The 23,498-nt window shown below is 75.2% G+C and carries 11 protein-coding genes (1 of these 11 running past the window's edge); all 11 read left to right on the top strand.

The features are described 5' to 3' along the window. Positions 1–487: the 3' portion of a methylaspartate mutase gene (locus ACFV0O_RS34640; protein ID WP_380347786.1), read on the top strand. Its footprint begins 983 nt before the window's first position; the window shows 487 of its 1,470 coding nt (coding positions 984–1,470); its start codon lies beyond the left edge, outside the window; it ends in the stop codon at positions 485–487. Positions 488–645: 158 nt separating this feature from the next. After that, positions 646–1,638 carry an asparagine synthetase A gene (locus ACFV0O_RS34635; protein WP_380347784.1) on the top strand — a complete coding sequence of 331 codons (993 nt, stop codon included), beginning with the start codon at positions 646–648 and terminating at the stop codon, positions 1,636–1,638. After that, a complete protein-coding gene (locus ACFV0O_RS34630) occupies positions 1,635–2,888 on the top strand; it encodes a glutamate synthase-related protein (RefSeq protein WP_380347782.1) in 1,254 nt (417 codons plus the stop codon). The genes ACFV0O_RS34635 and ACFV0O_RS34630 overlap by 4 nt, the downstream gene beginning before the upstream one ends. A gap of 144 nt (positions 2,889–3,032) precedes the next feature. Continuing rightward, the gene (locus tag ACFV0O_RS34625; RefSeq protein WP_380347780.1) at positions 3,033–7,781 is read left to right on the top strand and encodes an amino acid adenylation domain-containing protein; all 4,749 of its coding nucleotides are present in this window, start codon (positions 3,033–3,035) and stop codon (positions 7,779–7,781) included. Between the two features lie 32 nt (positions 7,782–7,813). Then, positions 7,814–12,298: an amino acid adenylation domain-containing protein gene (locus ACFV0O_RS34620; RefSeq protein WP_380347778.1), complete on the top strand. Its 4,485-nt coding sequence runs from the start codon at positions 7,814–7,816 to the stop codon at positions 12,296–12,298. Positions 12,299–12,307: 9 nt separating this feature from the next. After that, complete coding sequence (locus ACFV0O_RS34615) at positions 12,308–14,074, top strand: non-ribosomal peptide synthetase (RefSeq protein WP_380347776.1); 1,767 nt, start codon at positions 12,308–12,310, stop codon at positions 14,072–14,074. Positions 14,075–14,081: 7 nt separating this feature from the next. Beyond that, on the top strand, positions 14,082–14,867 hold the full coding sequence (locus tag ACFV0O_RS34610; RefSeq protein ID WP_380347774.1) for a thioesterase II family protein: 786 nt from the start codon (positions 14,082–14,084) through the stop codon (positions 14,865–14,867). Next, entirely contained in the window at positions 14,861–16,045 is a 1,185-nt protein-coding gene (locus tag ACFV0O_RS34605; RefSeq protein ID WP_380347772.1) for a cytochrome P450, read from the top strand. The genes ACFV0O_RS34610 and ACFV0O_RS34605 overlap by 7 nt, the downstream gene beginning before the upstream one ends. 113 nt (positions 16,046–16,158) lie before the next feature. After that, on the top strand, positions 16,159–16,371 hold the full coding sequence (locus ACFV0O_RS34600) for an MbtH family protein (protein WP_380347769.1): 213 nt from the start codon (positions 16,159–16,161) through the stop codon (positions 16,369–16,371). Positions 16,372–16,379: 8 nt separating this feature from the next. Further along, positions 16,380–17,375: a TauD/TfdA family dioxygenase gene (locus ACFV0O_RS34595; RefSeq protein ID WP_380347767.1), complete on the top strand. Its 996-nt coding sequence runs from the start codon at positions 16,380–16,382 to the stop codon at positions 17,373–17,375. A 108-nt stretch (positions 17,376–17,483) separates the two neighbouring features. Further along, positions 17,484–23,498, top strand: a 6,015-nt coding sequence (locus ACFV0O_RS34590) for an amino acid adenylation domain-containing protein (RefSeq protein ID WP_380347765.1), incomplete at its 3' end; no start/stop codon positions are given.

Raw genomic sequence — 23,498 nt, 5'->3', positions numbered from 1 at the left:
GCCCCGGCTGAACGACATCACCCGCCGCGGCGGGCTCCGCATCCCGACGGTCGCCGAGATCGTCCGGGCCCTGGAGGCCGCCGCCGCGGCCGCCACGGCCGAGCGCACCCGCCCGCGGCCGGCCGCGCCGCCGGACACCGGGATCGAGACCGAGGCCAGGGCCCTGATCGGCGCCGTGCTCGACCTGGACGCCGACCTCGGGCGGGCCCTGGTGAAGGCGTTCGCGGCCGGCTACCTGGACGTGCCGTACTGCCTCCACCCCGACAACGCCGGGCGGACGCGCAGCTCGCTGGGCCCGGACGGCCGGCTGTACTGGTCCGCCGTCGGCTCGATGCCGATCGCCGGGCTGGTCGAGGGCGGCCGCCCGCCGATCCTCGGCTCGGCCGGACTGCTCGCCGCCCTCTCCCACGTCCAGCGCCGCTACGACGGCCAGGACGTGCGCTCGGCCGCGACGCCCGTCCCCCGGGGCCTGCCGGCCTCGCGCTGAGGCGCCCGGGGCCGCACCCGGCCGGGCGGTCCCCGGACACCCCTGCCCGCGAGCCGCGCCCGCCCGGCGAGAACCGCCCCGTTTCCCTGAACCGCTCCCTCCCCGAGATCAGACCCTCCCCGAGACCAGACCCTTCCCGAGAGACGAGGACCCCGACCATGCCCGAATCCGCTCCCCTGCCCCCGACCGACCCGGGTCGCCACCTGACCACGCCGGCCACCCGCAGCGCGCTCCGGATCCAGCAGCAGCTGCTGACCGCGGCGCGCGAGTTCCTGCGTGGCCGCGGCTTCACCGAGCTGCTGCCGCCGATCATCGGTCCGGTCACCGACCCCGGCGCGCGCGGCTCCAAGCAGGTGGACATCGACTTCTACGGCCACCGCTACAAGCTGATGACCAGCGCGATCCTGTACAAGCAGGCCTCGCTGCTGGCCTTCGACAAGATCTTCTGCATCGCCCCGAACGTCCGCCTGGAACCCCTGGAGACCGCGGGGACCAGCCGGCACCTGGCCGAGTTCCACCAGCTGGACGTGGAGTTCGCCGGCGCGAGCCGGGACGACGTCGTCCAGCTGGCCGAGGACCTGGTGGTGCACATGGTCGACAGCACGGTCCGCGAGCTGCCCAAGGAGTTCGCCGAACTCGGCCGGGACCCGCAGGCGTTCGCCGAACTCCTGAAGGGCTCCTTCGGACGCGTCCGGCACGCCGAGGCGGTCGCCGAACTCCGGGGCATCGGCCACCCGCAGAGCTCCGACGCCGAACTCGACTGGGAGGGAGAGGCGTTGCTGTCGGCCCGGCGCGACCGGCCGTTCTTCGTCACCGACTACCCGAAGGGCTCGCGCGGCTTCTACGACCGCGAGCACCCCGACGACCCGGGCCTGCTGCGCAACTTCGACCTGCTCGCGCCCGAGGGCTACGGCGAGCTGTGCAGCGGCAGCCAGCGCACCAACGACTACGCGGAGATCATCACCCGCATGCGGGAGACCGGCGAGAACCCGCAGAAGTACCGCTGGTACCTGGACCTGGTGCGCGAGGGCGTGCCCGCCAGCGCCGGCTTCGGCATCGGCGTCGAGCGGCTCACTCGCTACGTCGCCGGACTGGACGCCGTCTGGCAGGCCAGCGCCTTCCCGAAGCTCGCGGGGGTGGTGTCGCCGTGAGCGACCTCAGCGCACCCGGCTTCCCGGAGGAGGAGGTCCGGCGGCGGGCCCGCGCCGGAGCGGCCGCCGCGTTCCCGCCCGCCGAGGAGTACGGACACGTGCTGTTCGGCGCAGCCGGGACCGACGGGACTGGCGGATCGGCCCGGCCGGACGCCCTGGACGAGCTGCGGATCGTCCCGCCGCTGTTCCTGCCGCAGCGGCTCGCCAAGCTGATCGACCTCGGCCGCGAGCCCGACTACCGGGACGTCGAACTCGCCACCACCATCGGCGGGTTCGCCTCCGCACTGCCGGTGTACGTGTCCGCGACCGGCTCCACCCGGGCCGCCGGCGGCGACCTGGGCCTGGCCCTCAGCCGGCAGGCCGGGGCGCTCGGGATCCCGATGGTGATCGGCGAGAACGTGGTGCCGGTCAACGGCTACGGGCGGCTCGGCGAGGCGGCCGACCGCACCCTGCTCGGGCGGCTGCGCGCCTACGGCGAGGAACTCCCGGACGGGCTGGGCGGCGTGGCCGTCCAGCAGAGCACGGAGGACGCCGACGCCGAGGTGTGGAACCTCGTCCACAGCGATCCGGCCGCCCGGCCGCTGCTCGAATCGGGGCGTCTGGCCTTCGAGTTGAAGGTCGGCCAGGGTGCCAAGCCGGGTCTGGGCGGGATGACCGTACTGGAGGCCGAGGCCGCCGCCGCACTCGGCGACCGCTTCGGGCTGGACCCGTTGTTCGGCGACGGCCGGGTGCTGCGCGCCGCGACCCCGGGCACCTTCACGGCGGAGATCCTGCGCCAGCAGATCCGGCTGATGCGCAACAACTACCCGCGGGTGCGGATCTGGGTGAAGCTCTACCCGGGCCGCGACGTGGCCGAGGCCGCCCGGGTCGCGCACGAGGCCGGCGCGGACGCCGTCGTGGTGGACGGCGCCGAGGGCGGCACCGGTTGGGCGCCCGGGGTGTTCCTGCCGCACGTCGGACTGCCGCTGGCGGAGTGCCTGCGCCGCCTGGCGGCCGACCCGCCGCCGAGCCTGCTGGTCTCCGGGCGGATCTGGGAGGGTGCCAGGGCGGTCAAGAGCCTGGCGCTGGGCGCCCGCGCGGTGGGCCTCGGACGGGCCGCGCTGCTGGCCGTCGCGGAGGACCGGGAATCCGGGCTCCGCCGTTTCACGGAATGCCTGGCACTGGAACTCGGATTGCTGATCAGTGCGCTCGGAAAATACGCGCCGCAGGCCCTCGACCGGGAGGACGTCTGGTCCTCCGAGGGATTCTGAATCACCCCCGGCCGGTAGCTCTGGCCTGCCCGGAAAGCGGCATGATGAAACTGCCGATTTCCTTCCGCTCTTTCTGCCGATAGGGCCGTCGAATTCCCCCTATCGTCGCTTTCGTCGCCGGTTTCTCTCACGATCTGGGGTTGGATGATGTCCTCTCGCGGTTTCCCCCTCGAATTCACGGCACCCGAATTCGAGCCGTTCGCCTCCGCCGTCCGCCGCTTCCCGGAGCGGCCGGCCGTCCGGGCCGGCAGCCGGACCGTCAGCTACCGGGAGCTGGACGGCCTGACCGCCGCCCTGGCCGCCCGGCTCGCCCCCGGGCGGACGGTCGCCGTCACCGGCCGCGACCGGCTGGACCACGTGGTCGCGCTGCTGGCGGTGCTGCGGGCGGGCGCCACCTATCTGCCGCTGGACCGGGAGGCCCCCGAGGAGCGCAACCGCTGGATCACCGAGGACGCCGGAGCCTCCCTCGCCCTCGACGGCGACGCGCTCACCGAAGGCGCGGGGCTCACCGAAGGCGCGGGGCTCACCGGGCTCGCCGGGGCCGCTGGCACGGCGGACGCGGCCGCCGGCTACGTCATCTACACCTCCGGCACCACCGGCCGCCCCAAGGGCGTGCACGTGCCGCTCGCGGCGCTCACCGGCCACCTGGCCGCCGTGGTCGGGACCTTCGGCCTCACCGAGCAGGACGTGGTGCTGCAGTTCGCCCGCCCGACCGTCGACGTGGCGGTGGAGCAGGTGCTCGGCGCCCTGTCCGCCGGGGCCTGCCTGGTCCTCCCGGAGCAGCAACTCCTGGCCCCGGCCGAGCTGCTGGACCTGCTGGACGCCGAGGGCGTCACCGTCGCCAACCTGGCCGCCGGCTACTTCCAGGACGTGGTGGCGGCCCTGGGCGGCCGGGTGCCGAGCACCCTGCGGCTGATGATCTCGGGCAGCGACAAGCTGGAGCCCGCCACCGCCGCCGCCTGGTGGGCGGCGACCGGGGTGCCGCTGCTGAACGCGTACGGGCCCACCGAGACCGTGGTCACCGCCACCACCCACCGGCTGGCCGGTGAGCAGGTGGCCTCCCGGGTGCCGATCGGCACCGCGCTCGGCGCCCGGCGGCTCCACGTCCTGGACGAGCGGCTGCGGCCGGTGCCGCCCGGCGAGGCCGGCGAACTGTACGTCGGCGGGCCGTTGCTGGCCTCGGGCTACCTCGGTCGCCCCGGCCTGACCGCCGACCGCTTCGTCGCGGACCCGTTCGCGGACCGGTCCGACGGGCAACAGGAACAGCCCGGCGGAGCGCGGATGTACCGCACCGGCGACGTGGTGCGCCGCGCCGTCGAGGACGGCCCGCTGGAGTTCCTCGGCCGCAGCGACCACCAGGTGAAGATCCGGGGCTTCCGGGTCGAGCCGGGGGAGGTCGAGCAGGTGCTGGCGGGTCACCCCGGTGTCACCGGCTGCGTCGTGGTGGCGCACGAGGGCCGGTTGGCCGCGTACGTGACCGGCGCCGCGCCGGAGTACGCCGTGGTCCGGCCCTGGCTGGCCGAGCGGCTGCCCGAGCACCTGGTCCCGGCGACGCTGACCGCCCTGGCGGCCTTCCCGCTGACCGCCGGCGGCAAGGTGGACCGCGCGGCGCTGCCCGCGCCGCAGGCCGCGGCCGAGGCCAAGCCGGCCGGCCGGCCGCCCCGCACTCCCGCCGAGCAGCTGATCGCGGCGGTGTGGGCGGACGTGCTCGGGGTGCCGGAGGTCGGCGCCGACGACAACTTCTTCCACCTGGGCGGCGATTCGCTGACCGCGGTGCGGGTGGTGGGCCGGGTCTTCGACGTCTTCGGCATGGTGTCGCCGTACACCATCTTCGACGCGCCGACGCTGGCCGAGTTCGCCGCCGCGGTGAGCTCCGCGACCGGCGGCGAGCGCCCCGAGCTGGTCCGTACGGGCGGCACCGAGGCCCCGCTGTCCAAGTTCCAGCGCGGCCTCTGGTTCCTCGACCAGTGGAACCCGGACGCGCCGACCTACGTGGTGCCCTGGGTGTTCCGCTTCGCCGGGCCGGTCGACCCGGAGCTGCTGCGGCGCGCGCTGGCGGGGGTGGTGGCGCGGCACGAGAGCCTGCGGACGACCTTCGAGCTCGCCGAGGACGGCCCGCGCCAGGTCGTCCACCCGGCGGTGGAGCTGCCGTTCACGCTCACCGAGACCACCGCCGACCGGGTGGACGACCTGGTCGCCGAGGCGGCGCTGGAGCCCTTCGACCTGGAGCGGGGGCCGCTGGTACGGGCCCGGGTCTTCCGGGCCGGCGGGGCGACCACACTGCTGTTGCTGCTCCACCACATCGTCTGGGACGAGGGCTCGCTGGCCGTGCTGGAGGCCGAACTCCAGGAGCTGTACGCGGCGGCGGCCGAGGGCCGTCCGGCCGAGCTGCCGGAACTCGCCGTCCAGTACGGCGACTACGCCGCCTGGCAGTACCGGGACGACACCACCGATCGCCAACTCGACTACTGGCGCGAGCAGTTGCGAGACGCGCCGACGGAGCCGGTGCTGGCCTCCGACCACCCCCGGCCGGAGGAGCAGGCCTTCCGCGGGGCCTTCCACCGCTTCACGATGCCGGGCCCGGTCGCCGAGGCCGTCCGGGCGCTCGCCCGCAGCGAGGACGCCACCCCGTTCATGGTGCTGCTTGCCGGGCTGGCGCTCACCCTGCACCGCCGGTCCGGGCAGCGGGACCTGGTGCTCGGCTCCCCGGTCAACGTCCGCGGCCGGGCCGAACTCGACGACCTGATCGGCTACTTCGTCAACCTGCTGCCGCTGCGGCTGAAGCTGGAGGAGGGCGCCTCCTTCCGCGAGCTGGTCCGGCACGTGCGTGAGGTGTCGATCGCCGGGTACCGGCACCAGGAGGTGCCCTTCGACGACATCGCGAGCGCCGTCCTCGACGAGCGCCCCGAGGACCGCAACCCGCTCTGCCAGGTGCTGCTGGAGCTGCACCCGCTGGACACCCGGCCGTTCACGGTCGGCGGCCACCAGGTCACCCGGGCCCTGCACTCCAACCCGGTCTCCCGCTTCGACCTGTCGGTCTCCGTGGACGACCTCGGCACCGGCTTCACCGGCCGCTTCGAGTACGACAGCGACCTGTTCGGGCCCGCCACCATGGCCGGCCTGTGCGAGGAGTGGCTGGGCACCCTGGCCTCCGCCGTCGAGGTGCCGGTGCACGCCCTGTTCGAGGCGCAGGCCGCCCGCGCCCCGCACGCCACCGCCCTGATCGCAGGCGAACGCACCGTCGGATACGGCGAGTTGAACGCCGCCGCGAACCGGCTCGCCCGCCACCTGACGGGCCTCGGCATCGGCCGCGGTGACACCGTCGCGGTGCTGGCCGACCGCGGGCCCGAGATGGTCACCGCCCTGCTGGCGGCACTCAAGACCGGCGCCGCCTACACCCTGCTGGACCCGGACTTCCCGGCCGAGCGGCTGGCCGGCGCGGTCGCCGACACCGGCGCCGCCACGGTGGTCACCCACCGGCGCGCCACCGTGCCGTTCGACGTCCCGAACCAGGTCGACCTGGACTCCTCGGCCGCCGAACTCGCCCGGTACGCGGCGCACGACCCGGGCCTGCCGGTCGACGGCGCCGACCTCGCCTGCGTGATGTTCACCTCCGGCTCCACCGGCCGCCCCAAGGGCGTGGCCGTCCCGCACCGGGCGCTCACCACCACCTACCTCGGCCAGGACTACGCCCGCTTCGGCCCGCAGGAGGTCTGGCTGCAGTGCTCGCCGGTCTCCTGGGACGCCTTCGCCCTGGAGCTCTACGGTGCCCTCTGCTTCGGCGGCAGCTGCGTCCTGCAGCCCGGCCAGCGGCCCGACCCGCAGACCATCGCCGAGCTGACCCGCCGCCACGGCGTCACCCAGCTCCAGCTCTCCGCCAGCCTGTTCAACTTCCTGCTGGAGGAGTTCCCGGAGACCTACGACGGGCTGAAGCTCGCCTTCACGGCCGGCGAGCGGGCCTCCGTCACCCACGTCGCGAAGGCCCTGGAGAACCACCCGGGCCTCGGGGTCGCCAACGGCTACGGCCCGGTCGAGAGCCTCGGCCTGACCACCTGCCACCGGGTCACCCCCGCCGACCTGACCGGCGGCTCGGTGCCGATCGGCGCCGCGCTGAACGGCAAGGGCGTCCACGTCCTGGACGAGCTGCTGCGCCCCGTCGAGCCCGGTGTCACGGGCGAGCTGTACGCCTCCGGCGGCGGCCTCGCCCACGGCTACCTCGGCCGGTCCGGGCTGACCGCCGAACGCTTCGTCGCCTCCCCGTTCGGCGCCCCCGGCGAGCGCCTCTACCGCACCGGCGACCTCGGTTTCGTCAGCGCGGAGGGCCTGCTGGAGGTCACCGGCCGGATCGACGACCAGATCAAGATCCGCGGGTTCCGGGTCGAGCCCGGCGAGGTCGAGGACGCGCTCACCCGCCACCCGGCCGTCCAGGAGGCCGTCGTCACCGTGCACGAGCCCGCCCCGGGCGACCGCCGGCTCGCCGCCTACGTCACCGCCGGTGCCGACGCCCCCGACCCCGACGCGCTGCTCGACCACCTGGCGGCCCTGCTGCCCGAGCACATGGTGCCCGCCACCCTCGACGTCCTGGACGCCCTGCCGCTGAGCCACAACGGCAAGGTGGACCGCAAGGCGCTGCCCGCCCCCGCCGGGCGCCGCGCCGCCGCACCCGACCCGCTGACCGGGGCCGAGCGGCTGGTCGCCGACGCCGTGCGCGAGGTGCTCGACCTCGCCGAGGTCGGCCGGGACGACAACTTCTTCCGGATCGGCGGCAACTCGCTCGCCGCCGTCCGGGTCGCGATGCGGCTGTCCCGGGAGACCGGCACCCGCGTCCCCCCGCAACTGGTGTTCCGGGCCAGGACCGTGAGCGCCATCGCCGAACGGCTGGCCGCCCGATGACGGGCCGCACCGCACACGAAGGGAACGAGGCCGTGAGCCCGTCCGACCACCCGGCCCGCACCGCGCCCGTCTCCGGGCTGCAGCGCGGCCTCTGGTTCCTCGACCGCCTCGACCCGCAGGCCGTCACCTACTGCACCCCGTGGACCGTCGACGTCACCGGTCCGCTCGACCTCGACCTGCTCGGCGGCGCGCTGGACGCCGTGGTGGCCCGGCACGAGACGCTGCGCACCACCTTCGCCCTGCACCCCGACGGCCCCCGCCAGCAGGTGCACCACGCCCTGCCGGTGCCGCTCGCGGTGACCGACCTGCGCCCGTCGGCCGAGCCGGAGCAGGCCGGGCCCGGGCAGGCCGGCCGGTTGGAGGAACTGCTCGCCGCCCGCTGCGCCGAGCCCTTCGACCTGGCCGCCGGTCCGCTGCTGCGGGCCGAGGCGTTCCGGCTCGCGGACGAGCGCACCACGGTGCTGTTCACCGTCCACCACATCGTCTGGGACGGCTGGTCCGCCGAGGTCTTCGCCCGTGAACTCGCCGAGCTGTACGGCGCCGCCGTGGCGGGCCGGGAGGCCGTGCTGCCGGAGCTGACCGTGCAGTACGCCGACCACGCCGAGGAGCGGCTCGGCACCTCCTACGAGGAGCACCTGACCTACTGGAAGGAGCAGCTGGACGGCGCACCCGGCCTGCTGGAACTGCCCACCGACCGGCCCCGGCCGGCCGAGCGCTCCGCCGCCGGGCGGACCGAGGAGTTCGGCTCCGCCCCCGGCACGGCGGCCCGGGTCCGCGCCCTGGCCGAGGCGGAGGGCGTCACCCCGTTCACCGTCCAGCTGGCGGCCTTCGCCCTGCTGCTGAACCGCTGGACCGGCGCCGACGACCTGGTGATCGGCACCCCCGTCACCACCCGCGACCGCCCCGAACTGGAGCACCTGCTCGGCTACTTCGTCAACCTGCTGCCACTGCGCCTGCGGCTCTCGCCCACCCTGTCCTTCCGGGACCTGCTGGAGCACGTCCAGGACGTCGCCTTCGACGCCTACGGCTACCTCGACGTGCCGTTCGACCAGCTGGTCGACCACCTCGGTGCCGCCCGCACCGCGCAGCACCCGCCGCTGGTCCAGGTGGTGTTCGGCGCCCACGGCGAGGACCGCACCCCGTTCGCGCTCGGCCCGGCCACCGCGCAGAGCCGGGTCCGCTCCAACGGCACCAGCAAGTTCGACCTCACCTGGTCCGTCTTCGACGGCGGCGACACCTCCCCCCGCGCCGACGGGGAGGACTCCGGCGGCGGCCTGCGCGGCGAGGCCGAGTACCGCAGTGAGCTGTTCGACCCGGAGACCGTCCGGCGCCTGGCGGCCGACTGGAACACCGTGCTCACCGCGGCCCTGGACGACCCCGACGCCACCGTGCTGCGGCTGACCACGCGCGGCGAGGACGCCCCCCGCGCCACCGACACCCCCGGCCACTGCCTGCACCACCTGTTCGAGCGGGCCGCCGACGCCCACCCCGACCGGCCCGCCGTCAGCGACCAGGACCGCACCCTGAGCTACGCCGAGCTCGACCGCCGGGCCAACCGCCTCGCGCACGCCCTGCGGGCCCGCGGCGCCGGCCCCGGCGACCGGATCGGCATGCTGCTGGACCGCACGGCCGACGTCCTGGTCACCGTCCTCGGCGTGCTCAAGACCGGCGCCGCGTACGTGCCCGTCGACCTGGCCGCCCCCGCCGACCGCGCCGCACTCGTCTTCGGGGACACCGAGGTCGCCCTGGTGGTCACCGACCGTGCGGACCGGGTGCCCGAAGGCCCCTGGCAGGCCTACGACCTGACCGCCGAGGCCGCCGACCTGGCCGCCCGGCCGGACACCCGCCCGCCCGCCGCCGGCCGCCCCGGCGACGTCGCCTACGTCATCTTCACCTCCGGTTCCACCGGCCGCCCCAAGGGCGTCGCCGTCGCCCACGAGCACGTCAGCCGGCTGATGGCGGACGGCGCGGAGCACTTCGGCTTCGGCCCGGAGGAGACCTGGACGCTGTTCCACAGCTACGCCTTCGACTGGACGGTCTGGGAGATGTGGGGCGCCCTGCTGCACGGCGCCCGCCTGGTCGTCGTCCCGTACGTGACGAGCCGTTCGCCGGAGGAGTTCGCCCAGCTCCTGGAGGAGGAGCGGGTTTCCTTCCTCTGCCTCACCCCGTCGGCGCTGCGCCAGCTGGAGCCGGTGCTGCGCCACAGCCCGCGCGCCCTGCCCGCGCTGAAGTGGATCATGCTCGGCGGGGAGGCGCTGGACCCGGCCGTCGTCCAGCGCTGGTTCGAGCTCGACGTGCCGCCCCCGGCCCGGCTCTGCAACCTGTACGGCATCACCGAGACCACCGTCCACGTCACCACCCACGACCTCGCCGACAGCACCGGCTTCGAACGCAGCCTGATCGGCGCACCCATGCCGCACCTGACCGCGCAGGTCCTGGACGACTGGCTGCGGCCCTGCCCGCCCGGCGCGGCCGGCGAGCTGTACATCGGCGGCGGCAGCCTCGCCCACGGCTACTGGGGCCGCCCCGGCCTCACCGCCGGCCGCTTCGTCGCCGACCCCTACGGCCCGCCCGGAGCCCGGCTCTACCGCACCGGCGACGTCGCCCGCCGACTGCCCGACGGCGGCCTGGAGTACATCGGCCGCGCCGACTTCCAGGTCAAGCTGCGCGGCTTCCGGATCGAACTCGGCGAGATCGAGAACGCCCTCGCCGCCCACCCGGACGTCGACGCCTGCGTGGTCACCGTGCACGAGGACCGCCTCGCGGCGTACGTCACCGGGCGCGAACCCGCCGACGTCCGCGCCTTCCTCGGCCGCTCGCTCCCGCCGTACATGGTCCCGGCGAGCTACACCGTGCTGGAGTCCCTGCCGCTCACCGTCAACGGCAAGGTCGACCGCGGGGCGCTGCCCGCCCCCGGCCAGCGCAGCACGGCCACCGGAGGCCGCCACGTCGAGCCGCGCACCCCGGAGGAGGAGGCCTTCGCCGCCGTCTGGACGGAGGTCCTCGGGGTCGACGGCATCGGCGTCCACGACGACTTCTTCCACCTCGGCGGGGACTCCATCCGGGCCGTCCAACTGGCCGGCGCGCTGCACGAACGCGGCTGGGGGGTGAGCCTGCGGGACGTCTTCGACGCCCCCACCGTCGCCGCCCTGCTGCCGCGGGCCGAGCCCGTCACCGGCGGCGCCGAGGCCCGCGAACCCTTCGCCCTGATCACCCCCGAGGACCGCGCCGACCTGCCGCCCGGCCTCGCCGACGCCTACCCCATGGTGTCCATGCAGCTCTCCATGGTCTTCCACATGGAGATCGCCGGCGGCACCGACAGCTACCACAACGTCAACTCCTACCGGATCTCCGGCGACCTCGACGAACAGGCCTTCCGCCGCTCCGTCGCCGAGGCGATGGACCGGCACGCCGTCCTGCGCACCGGCCTCGACCTGTCCGGCTACGGCGAACCGCTGCAGCTCGTCCACGGCCGGCTGCCCGCCCCCGTCGAATTCGCCGACCTGCGCGGCGAACCCGACCAGGACACGGCCGTCCGGGAGGTCTTCGACGCCCACCGCCTGACCCCCTTCGACCTCACCGCGCCGCCGCTGTTCCGGATCACCGTGCAGCGCCTCGCCGAGGACGCCTTCCAGCTCACCGTCTCGGAGCACCACGCGATCCTGGACGGCTGGAGCTTCACCTCGCTGCTCACCGAGATCCTGGAGCGCCACACCGCCCTCGCCGCCGACCCGCTCGGCGCCCCCACCCCGCCGCCGCGCACCGCCTTCCGCGACTTCGTGGTCGTCGAACGGGAAGCGGCCCGGGACGAACGGTCGCTGGCGTACTGGCGCGAGCGGCTGTCCGGCGCCAGCGGCCAGCTGTTCCCCGGCAGCGAGGACGTGCACGAGCTGTCGCGCACCGTCGAACGGGTGCTGCCCGAAGCGCCCGGACAGCTGCGGCTGGTCGCCGAGACGCTCGCCGTGCCGGTCAAGTCGGTCGCGCTCGCCGCCCACCTGCACGCCCTCGCCGCCATCACCGGGCGCCCGCGCGTCACCACCGGCCTGGCCGTCAACGGCCGGCTGGAACGGCTCGGCGGCACCGAGGTGTACGGACTGTTCCTCAACACCGTCCCGCTGAGCTGCGAGCCCACCGACGACCTGCTCGCCCTGGCCCGCGAGGTCCACCGGGAGGAGCTCGACATGATGCCGCACCGCCGGGTGCCCTTCGCCCGCCTCGCCCGGCTGATGACCGACACCGCGCTGGACACCCAGTTCGGCTTCCTGCGCTTCCACGCCCTGGGCCGGCTCAGCTCGGCCCGCATCGTGGACGGCCGGATCGGCTGCGAGCCGACCCTGCGCCACGAACCCAACAGCTTCGCCTTCGGCGCCTCGCTGATCCAGGACCCGGTCTCCCAGCGCGTGCTGCTCGCCGTGGACCACCAGCGCTCCCTGGTCGACGACAGCACCGCCGAGCAGTTCATCGACACCTACACGGCCGCCCTGCACGCCATGGCCGCCGCCGCCCGAGACCTCTGAGGACCCGCCATGACCGACCTGCTGCAGCGCCTGCGCGACACCGTCGCCGCCCACCCCGAGCGCACCGCCGTCCTCGCCGGCGCGGACCGCCTCGACTACGCCGCCCTCGACCGCCGCACCGCCGGACTGGCCCGCGCCCTGCGCGCCCTCGGCGTCGGCCGCGGCGACCGGGTCGGCGTCCACCTCGGCCGCACCGCCGACCTGCCGGTCGCCCTGCTCGCCGTCTGGCGGGCCGGCGCCGCCTACGTCCCGCTCGACCCGGCCTACCCCGCCGAGCGGCTCGCCTTCATGGCCTCCGACGCCCGCCTCGCCGCCCTGATCAGCGTCGACGGCCTCCCCGCCGCCGAGGGCGTGCCGGTGCTGCGCCCGGACGCCGCCGTCGACGGGCCCGAACTGCCGGAGCAGGCACACCCGCTCGACCCGGCCTACGTCATCCACACCTCCGGCTCCACCGGCCGCCCCAAGGGCGTCGAGGTGCCGCGCGGCGCCGTCGCCGGACTGATCGAGGGGCTGGAGGCCACCGGAGCCCTCCGCGCCGAGCCCGGCGTGGTCGGCTGGAACGCCAGCATCTCCTTCGACGCCTCCGTCCCGCAGTGGACCAGGATCTGCCGGGGCGACACCGTCCTGGTCATCGGCGACGAGCAGCGCGCCGACCCGGCCCGGCTGGCCGCCCTGCTGGCCGAGCACGCCGTCACCGACTTCGACCTGACGCCGTCGCACTGGGAGCTGCTGCGCGAGCCGCTCGCCGGCGCCCGGGTGCCGCGGCTGTTCATGGGCGGCGAAGCCGTCCCCGAGCGCACCTGGCGCGAACTGGCCGACGGCGGCATCGACGCCCTCAACCTGTACGGGCCCACCGAATGCACCGTCGAGGCCGTCACCGCGCCGATCAGCGGCCCCGGCCCGCACCTGGGCGAGCCGATGCCCGGCGTGCGCCTCCACCTGCTGGACGAGAAGCTCGCCCCGGTCGCCGACGGCGTGGTCGGCGAGCTGTACCTGGCCGGGCCCGGGCTCGCCCACGGCTACGTCGGCCGGCCCGGACTGACCGCCGAGCGCTTCGTCGCCGACCCGACCGCCGGGCCCGGAGGGAGGATGTACCGCACCGGCGACCAGGCCCGGCGCGGCGCGGGCGGCCTGCTGGAGTACGTCGGCCGGGTCGACCGGCAGGTCAAGGTGCGCGGCTTCCGGATCGAGCTCGGCGAGGTCGAGCACGCCCTGGCCCGGCTGGAGGGCGTCCGGGCCGCCGCCGTCACCGTGTACGAGCCGGCCCCCGGCGACCGCAGGCTGGCCGGCTACGTCACCGGCGCCGTCACCCCCGCCGTACTGACCGAGCGGCTGCGGGCCACCGTGCCCGCCCACCTGGTGCCGTCGGTGATCACCGTGCTGGACGCCATGCCGCTCACCCCGAACGGCAAGGTCGACCTGGCGGCGCTGCCCGTCCCCGCCGCCGGGGCCGAGCCCGCGCCGGCGCCGGACGGCTCCGCGGCCTCCGGCTCGTCCGAGGGCACCGGGGGACTGGCCGACCAGGTCACCGAGGTCTGGAGCACCGTCCTCGGCGTGACCGGCCTGGTGCCCACCGACGACTTCTTCTCGCTCGGCGGCCACTCGCTCGCCGCGCTGCGGGTCGTCCACCTGCTGCGCCGCCGCCTCGGCATCGAGCTCCAGCTGCGCCACCTGCTGGACTCGGCCGACCTGGCCGCCTTCACCGCCACCGTCGAGCGGGCCACACAGGCCGGCACCGCCGCCCCCCGGCCCGCGCTGACCGCCCGGGCCCGGTGAGCCGCGCATGACCACCGCCACCCGGGTCCGGCCCCGCGTCGAGGGGGACTGGCTGTTCGTCCCCGTACCCCAACCGCACCGCCCGTTCCGGCTGTTCTGCTTCCCGCACGCCGGGGGCGACGCCACCGCCTACACCCCGCTCGCCCGCGCCCTCGCCCCGACCGCCGAGGTCTGGGCGGTGCGCCCGCCGGCCCGCGGCGGCCGGCTCGGCCACCCGATGCCCGCGAGCTTCGACCTGCTGGTCGACGCCGTCGTGGAGGCCCTCACCCCGCACCTCACCGGACGGTTCGGCTTCTACGGGCAGAGCTTCGGCGCCCTGCTCGGCTACGAGGTCGCCCGGGCCCTGCCCGCCGAACGGCGGCCCGAACTGGTCGTCGCCGCCTCCGCCTCGCCGCCGGCCGCCTGGGCCGGCCGGGACCGCCCCCGGCACACCGCCGACGACCTGCTCCGCCTCGCCGGCATGGGCGAACTCGTCGAGGGCGAAGCGGACCTGAAGGAACACGCGCTGCGCGGCATCCGGACCGACCTGGACGTGGTCGCCACCTACCGGCCGCGCCCGCACCCGCCGATCGGCTCCCACCTGCACACCGTCGTCGGCGTCGAGGACCCCCTCCTCACCGCCGGCGGCCTCGACGGCTGGTCCGTCCACACCCGCGGCAACTCCGGCCACCACGTCGTCCCCGGCGGCCACCTGCTCGCCACCGTCGACGGGCCCGGCCCGGTCGACGTCCTGACCTCGCTCATCGCGCGGCCCGGCGCCGCCGCCCAGCCCACGACGGAGTTCTCATGCTGACCACCACCGCGGTCGACCTCACCGACCCCGACCTCTGGGCCCGCCCCGACACCCCCGGCCTGATCGCCGAGCTGCGCCGGGAGGCCTCCGTCCACCGCACCGACACCGTCGACGACGGGCCGGTCTGGTCGGTGCTCTCCTACCGCCACTCCGCGCAGGTGCTGCGCGACGCCGCCCTCTACAGCTCCGAGCAGGGCTCCCTGCTCGGAGCCGGCGAGGGTAACGTCCCGGTCGGCTCCGGCCGGATGATGGCCCTCACCGACCCGCCCCGGCACCGCGAACTCCGCGCCCCCGCCAACCCGTTCTTCGCCCCCGGCCCGGTGCGCGGCGCCGTCCGCGGCATCACCGACCTCGCCTCCTCGATCGTCGAGAAGGCCGTCGAGCTCGGCGAGGTGGACCTCGTCGACGCCGTCTCCGCCCTCCCGCTGTCCGTCATGTGCGACCTCCTGGACGTCCCCGAGAAGGACCGCGAGATGGTCGAACGGGTCTGCGACGTCGCGTTCCTCGGCAACACCCCCGAGGAACGCCGGGCCGGCCACCAGCAGCTCATCCCGTACCTGCTGCACCAGGTGATGCTGCGCCGCACCGACCCGCGGGACGACCTGATCAGCAAGATGGCGACCTACCGGGTCGGCGGCAAGCTGCTGCCGGTCGAGGACGTCGTCCTCAACCTGGACAACATCGTCGTCGGCGGCGTCCAGACCGTCCGCCACACCGCCGCCATGGGCCTCCACACCCTCGTCCGGCACCCCGACCTGTGGCGGAAGCTGCAACGGGGCGAGGTCGGCATGGACTCCGCCCTGGACGAGATCCTGCGCTGGACCTCGGTCGGACTGCACACCCTGCGCACCGCCAGCCGGGACACCGAACTCGACGGCCACACCATCCGGCGCGGCGACCGGGTCGCCGTCTGGGTGTGGTCCGCCAACCGCGACCCGGAGGCCTTCGACCGCCCCGAGGAGATCCTGCTCGACCGCAGCCCCAACAAGCACCTCGCCCTCGGCCTCGGCGCCCACTACTGCATCGGCGCACCGCTGGCCAAGGCCGAACTCGGCGCCCTGTTCACGGCGATGCTGGAGCGCGTCGACACCATCGAGCCGACCGGCCCGGTCACCCACAACCGCTCGATCATCAACTTCGGCCTGGACCACTTCCCGGTCCGCCTCATCCCGCGCTGACCGGCGCCCGACGGCGGCAGTCGCGCGAACCGAACTGCCGCGTTCCTGCCTCGCCTCCTGCCCTTCCGGGCCCGGGCCCGCCCGTACCTTCGAATCAACCCAAGGAGGACACCATGAGCAACCCGTTCGAGGACGACAACGCCGGCTACCTGGTGCTGGCCAACCACGAGAACCAGCACTCGCTGTGGCCGGTCTGGATCGACGTGCCGGCCGGCTGGACCACCGTCCACGGCGAGGACACCCGCCAGGGCTGCCTCGACTACATCGAGGCCAACTGGACCGACATCAGGCCCGCCAGCCTGGTCGCCTCCCTCGCCCAGCAGTGAGCGCCACCATGCCGACCTGGGAACTGAACCCCGGCCGCCCGGCCCTCGCCCACGCCCCGCGCACCGCCGACATCGGCGAGGCCTGCGAGTGGCTGCGCGAGAACGAGGCCGAACTCACCGCCGGCCTGCACCGCCACGGCACGATCTTCCTGCGCGGCCTGCCGGTCGCGAGCACCGAGGACGTCGCGGCCGTGCGCGACGTGCTCATCCCCGAGCGCACCCCCTACCGCGAGAAGGCCACCCCGCGCAGCGACTACGGCAACGGGGTCTTCTCCTCCACCGACCTGCCGCCGGCCCAGTCGATCCGGATGCACAACGAGAACAGCTACACCCTCACCTTCCCCGGCCGGCTGCTGTTCGCCTGCCTGACCGCCCCCGAGGAGGGCGGCGCCACCCCGACCGCCGACTGCCGCCAGGTGCTGGACCACCTGCCGGCACACCTGGTCGAGCGCGGCCGGACCACCGGCTGGACGCTCACCCGCAACTACTCCGACTACGTCTCCCTCGGCTGGCGCACCGCCTTCGCCACCGAGGACCGGGCCGAGGTCGAGGCCTACTGCCGGGAGAACGGCATCACCTGCGAGTGGCGGCCGGACGGCAACCTGCGCACCAGCCAGCTGCGCCCCGCCACCATCCACCACCCGGGCACCGGTGAGGAGGTCTGGTTCAACCACCTCGCGTTCTGGAACGAGTGGTCGCTCGACCCGGACATCCGCGAGGCGATGACCGACGAGTTCGGCCCGGACGGCCTGCCGTTCAACACCGGATTCGGCGACGCGGAGCCGCTCGGACGCGCCGACGTCGACGCCCTCAACGAGGCGTACCACGCCGCCACCGTGCGCGAGCGCTGGCAGGTCGGCGACGTGATGCTGGTCGACAACGTGCTCTGCGCACACGGCCGGGACCCGTACCGCGGCGACCGCAGGATCGCCGTCTCGATGGGACAGCCGGTCGAGGTCCTGGACTGCCGGCCCAGCGTCCGGCCGGACCTGGCCGCCGTCTGACCGCCGTCCGACCGTCGCCGGACGCCGTCCGGCCACTGCCGGACCGCCGTCCGACCGCCCCGCCCCGAACACCCCGTGCCGTGCCGTGTCGTGAGTAGAGGAAGCACCGTGATCCCGGTTTCGTACGCCCAACAGCGTCTCTGGCTGATCGACCAGATCGAGGGGCCGACCGCGCTGTACAACCTGCCGTTCGCCCTGCGCCTGCGCGGCGAGCTCGACACCGCCGCGCTGCGCGCAGCGACGGCGGACGTGGTCGCCCGGCACGAGGCCCTCCGCACGGTGTTCCCGGTGGCCGGGGGAGTCCCGGTGCAACGGATCCTGCCCGCCGAGGAGGCGCAGCCGCGCTTCCGGGTGGTGGACCTCGCACCGGCCGACTACCCCGCCCACCGGGACGCGGCCGCCGCCGAAACCTTCGACCTGAGCAGCGAACCGCCCATCCGGGTCACGGTGTTCACCCTCTCCCCGACCGAGCACGTGCTGCTCGTCGTCCTGCACCACATCGCCGGTGACGGCTGGTCGCTCGGCCCGCTGCTGCGCGACCTCGCCACCGCCTACCGGGCCCGGCTCACCGGCCGCGGCCCCGACTGGGAGCCGCTGCCCATCCAGTACGCCGACTACGCGCTCTGGCAGCGCGACCTGCTCGGTGACGAACACGACCCCGAGAGCCTGCTCGCCCGTCAACTCGACCACTGGCGCGCGGCCCTGGCCGGCCTGCCGGAAGAACTGGAGCTGCCCACCGACCGGCCCCGACCGCCCACCCCCACCGGCGCCGCCGACTCCGTGGACCTCGCCTGGGGCGCGGACCTGCACACCGCCCTGCTCGACCTCGCCCGCACCCACCGCACCACCCTGTTCACCGTCCTCCAGGCCGGCCTGGCCGCGCTGTTCACCCGGCTCGGCGCCGGCACCGACATCCCGATCGGCACCGGCGTCGCCGGCCGCTCCGACGAGGCCCTGGACGACCTGGTCGGCTTCTTCGTGAACTCGCTGGTGCTGCGGGCCGACACATCCGGCGACCCGAGCTTCGCCGAACTGCTCGGCCGGGTCCGGGAGGCCCAGCTCGACGCCTTCGCCCACCAGGACGTCCCCTTCGAACGTCTGGTGGAGGAACTCAACCCGCCCCGCGCGCTCGGCCGCCACCCGCTGTTCCAGACCCTGCTGGTGCTCCAGAACCACGGACAGGACGCCGGACTCGACCTGCCCGGACTGCGGTCGGCCCCCGAGCCGATCGGCCTGCGGGTCGCCAAGTTCGACCTCAACATCGGCATCGCCGAACACCACCACGCCGACGGCACCCCCGCCGGCCTCACCGGCTCCGTCGAGTACGCCGCCGACCTCTACGACCACACCACCGTCACCGCCCTGGCCGACCGGCTGGGCCGGCTGCTGGCCGGCGCCGCCGCCGACCCGCACGCCCCCATCGGCACCCTCGACGTCCTCGCCCCCGAGGAGCGCACCCGCATCCTCGTCGAGTGGAACGCCACCGACGCCCCCCGCCCGACCGGCACCCTCGCCGAGTCCTTCGAGCGCCAGGCCGACCGCACCCCGGACGCCGTCGCCCTCGCCCACGACGGCGGCACCCTCGACTACGCCGAACTCGACACCAGGGCCAACCGCCTCGCCCACCACCTGACCACCCTCGGCGTCGGCACCGAGACCCCCGTCGCGATGCTGATGGAACGCTCCGTCGACGTCGTCGTCGCCACCCTCGCGGTCCTCAAGGCCGGCGGCTGCTACGTCCCCATGCACCCCGGCCTGCCGCCCGAGCGGATGGCCGACGTGCTCGCCGACACCGGCGCCCCCGTGTTGCTCACCGACCGCGCCGACCCGGGCTTCCCGCACACGGCCGTCGTGGTCCGCCCCGGCGACGACGCCGGCGCCCCCGCCCACCGCCCCGAGGTGCCCGTCCACCCGGACCAGCTCGCCTACGCGATGTACACCTCCGGCTCCACCGGGCGCCCCAAGGGCGTCGCCGTGCGCCACCGCGACGTCCTCGACCTCGCCGCCGACCGCCGCTGGCAGGACGGCAGCCACCGGCGGGTCCTGCTGCACTCCCCGCACGCCTTCGACGCCGCCACCCACGAGATCTGGACGCCCCTGCTGGCCGGCGGCACCGTCGTGGTCGCCCCGCCCGGGGCCCTCGACGCCGCCGCCCTGCACGCCGTCACCACCCGGCACGACGTCACCGCGGTCTTCCTCACCAAGGCCCTGTTCGACCTCGTCGCCGAACAGGCCCCGGAGACCTTCGCCGCCCTGCGCGTCGTCCTCACCGGCGGCGAGGCCGCCTCCGGCGTGCTGATGCGCCGCGTCCTGGACGCCTGCCCCGACCTGCTGCTCGCCCACGTCTACGGCCCCACCGAGACCACCACCTTCGCCACCCACCACCCGCTCACCGCCGCCGACCTGGAAGGCCCGCGCGTCCCGATCGGCGGCCCCCTCGACGCCATGCGCAGCTACGTCCTCGACGCCCGGCTGCAGCCCGTCCCGCCCGGCGTCCCCGGCGAGTTGTACATCGCCGGCGCCGGCCTGGCCCGCGGCTACCTCAACCGGCCCGGCCTGACCGCCGAACGCTTCGTCGCCTGCCCGTTCGCCCCCGGCGGCGAGCAGGGGCTCAGGATGTACCGCACCGGGGACCTCGTGCGGCTGCGCGCCGACGGCGCGGTGGAGTTCCTCGGCCGGATCGACGGCCAGGTCAAGCTGCGCGGCTTCCGGATCGAACTCGGCGAGATCGAGGCGGCGCTCTCCCGCCACCCCGCCGTCCGCCAGGTCATCGTGATCGCCCGCGAGGACCGCCCCGGGGACACCCGGCTGGTCGCCTACTGCACCGCCGACGCCGCGCTCACCGCCGACGAGCTGCGCTCCTTCGCCGGCGCCACCCTGCCCGGCTACATGGTCCCCGCCGCCGTCGTCCTCCTCGACGCCCTGCCGCTCAACAACAACGGCAAGGTCGACCGCAGGGCCCTGCCCGCTCCCGACCTCGCCGCCGACGACAGCGGCCGCGCCCCGCGCGACGACCGCGAACGGGCCCTGTGCGACCTCTTCGGCGACCTGCTCGGCATCGACGACATCACCATCGACGACGACTTCTTCGCGCTCGGCGGCCACTCGCTGCTGGCCACCCGCCTCGCCGGCCGGGCCCGCGCCGACCACGGCATCGAGCTCTCCATCGGCGACCTCTTCCAGGCCCCGACCGTCGCCGGCCTGGTCGAACGGCTCGCCGACCGCACCCCCGGGGCCGGCGCCCCGGCCCGCCCGGCGCTGCGCCCCGTCGCCCGGCCCGAGCGGGTGCCGCTCTCCTTCGCCCAGCGCCGCCTCTGGTTCCTCGCGCAGGCCGACGGCCCGTCCGCCACCTACAACGTCACCCTCGCCCTGCGGCTGCGCGGACCGCTCGACGTCACCGCCCTGGAGGCCGCGCTCGGTGACGTCGTGCACCGGCACGAGGCGCTGCGCACCGTGTTCGGCGAGCAGGACGGCACCCCGTACCAGCGCGTCCTGCCCGCTCCCACCGGCGGCCTGCTCACCGCCACCGACCGCCCGACGGACGAACTCGCCGGTCACACCTTCGACCTCGCCGCGGACCTCCCGGTCCACGCCTACCTGCGGAGCGAGGGCGCCGAGGAGCACGTGCTGGTCCTGGTCGTCCACCACATCGCCGGTGACGGCGCCTCGCTCGGCCCGCTCTACCGCGACCTCGCCGAGGCGTACGCCGCCCGCCGCGACGGCACGGCCCCGTCGTGGGAGCCGCTGCCCGTCCAGTACGCCGACTACGCGCTCTGGCAGCGCGAGCTGCTCGGCGACGAGGACGACCCGGAGAGCCTGCTCGCCCGCCAACTCGCCCACTGGCGCGAGGCCCTGGCCGGCGCCCCCGAAGAGCTGCCGCTGCCGGCGGACCGCCCCCGCCCGCCGGTCGCCGGCCACGGCGGCGCGGTCGTCCCGCTGGAGTTCGACGCGGCCCTGCACACCCGGCTCACCGCGCTCGCCGCCGACCACGGCGTGACCCTCTTCATGGTCCTGCGCGCCGCGTACGCCACCCTTCTGCACCGCTTCGGCGCGGGCACCGACCTGCCCATCGGCACCCCGCTGGCCGGGCGGTCCGACGAGGCCCTGGACGACCTGGTCGGCTTCTTCGCCAACACCCTGGTGCTGCGCACCGACCTCTCCGGCCGCCCCGCCTTCGCCGAACTGCTGGGCCGCATCCGGGAGACCGACCCGGCCGCCCACGCCCACCAGGACGTGCCCTTCGAGCGCCTGGTGGAGGAGCTCAACCCGACCCGGTCGACCGCCTGCACCCCGCTGTTCCAGGTGATGATCGCCTTCGCGGGCGCCGCCGAGGACGGCCCCGACCTCGCCGGGGTGACGGTGACGGAGGAGCCGGTCGACTTCGGCACCGCCACCTTCGACCTCACCCTGCGGCTGGTCGAGCGGCAGGGCGCCGACGGCGCCGCCGCGGGCCTGGCCGGCGTCCTGGAGTACGCCACCGACCTCTTCGACCGCGAGAGCGCCGAACGGCTGGCCGCCGCCCTGGGGGCGATCCTGCGTCAGGTCGCGGACGACCCCGGCCGCCCGGTCGCCGAGCTGGACGTGCTGCCCGCCGACGAGCGGGTCGAGGTCGGCGGCCGCCCGCCGCTGCCCGAGCAGGTGCCGCTGCTGCCGGCCGCCTTCGAGGCGCAGGCGGCCGGGACCCCGGAGGCCGTGGCCCTGGTGTGCGGTGACACCGCGCTGACCTTCGCCGAGCTGAACGCCCGGGCCAACCGGCTCGCGCACCGGCTGATCGCGGCGGGCGTCGGCCCCGAGTCCGTGGTCGCCCTCGCGCTGCCGAGGTCGGTCGAGAGCGTGGTGTCGATCCTGGCCGTGCTCAAGGCCGGCGGCGCCCACCTGCCGCTGGACGCCGACCACCCGGCCGACCGCACCGCCCACACCCTGGCCGAGGCCCGACCGGCACTCGTGCTGACCGACGACCGCTGGCCGCTGCCGGCGGCGCTCGACGGGCACCGGGTGCTCGACCTCACCGGGGACGTGACCGGCCTCGCCGGGGACCCGGCCGCCCCGCAGCCGAACCCCGCCCCGCGGGCCACGGCGGCCGACGCCGCCTACCTCATCTTCACCTCCGGCTCCACCGGCCGGCCCAAGGGCGTCGTCGTCCCGCACGGCAGCATCGCCGCCCTGCTCGCCGCGCACCGCACGGGAGTACAGGCGGGCGTCGCCCGGCAGCGGGTCGCGCTCACCGCCTCGCTCTGCTTCGACGCCTCCTGGGACGGCCTGCTGTGGCTGGTCGCCGGCCACGAACTGCACCTGATCGGCGGCGACGTGCGCCGCGACGCCCGGGCCCTGGTCCGCCACGTGCGGGAGCACCGGATCGGCGTGCTGGAGGTCACCCCCTCCTACGCCGAGCAGCTGATCGAGGAGGGCCTGCTGGAGGAGCCCGCGCCCGCGCTGGTGCTGCTGGGCGGCGAGGCCGTCGGCCAGGCGCTCTGGACCAGGCTGCGCGAGGCCCCGCACACCGCCACCCACAACCTGTACGGCCCGACCGAGTGCACGGTCGACGCCCTGACCCACCCGCTGGACGCCACCGAACGGCCCGTCCTCGGCCGCACCGTCGCGGGCACCCGCGGCTACGTCCTGGACGAGCACCTCAACCCCGTCCCGGTCGGGGTGCCGGGGGAGCTGTACCTGGCCGGCGCCGGCCTGGCCCGGGGCTACCTGGCGCGGCCGGGCCTGACGGCGGAGCGCTTCGTCGCCTGCCCCTTCGAGCCCGGGGACGGGCCCCTCGCCCCCAGCCTGGCGGCCGGGAGGTACCCCCAGCCCGGCGGCGGGCAAGGAGGGAGGATGTACCGCACCGGCGACCTGGTCCGCCGCACCCGCGACGGCGGCTTGGAGTTCCTGGGCCGCACCGACCACCAGGTCAAGATCCGCGGCTTCCGGATCGAACTCGGCGAGATCGAAAGCGCCCTGACCGCCCACCCGGCGGTCCTGCAGGCCGCCGTCCTGCCGGACGAGGACGGACTGCGCCTGGTCGCCTACGTGGTCACCGACGGCCCGCTCGACCCGGCGGACGTCCGGGCCGGCGCGGCCCGGACGCTGCCCGGCTACATGCTGCCGGCCGCGATCGTGCCGCTGGTAGCC

It is taken from the genome of Kitasatospora sp. NPDC059577 (genome assembly GCF_042735475.1).
In the GTDB taxonomy this organism is placed as follows: Bacteria; Actinomycetota; Actinomycetes; order Streptomycetales; family Streptomycetaceae; genus Kitasatospora.
Note: the sequence above shows the minus strand (reverse complement) of the source record. Positions and strands in the feature narration are given on the sequence as shown.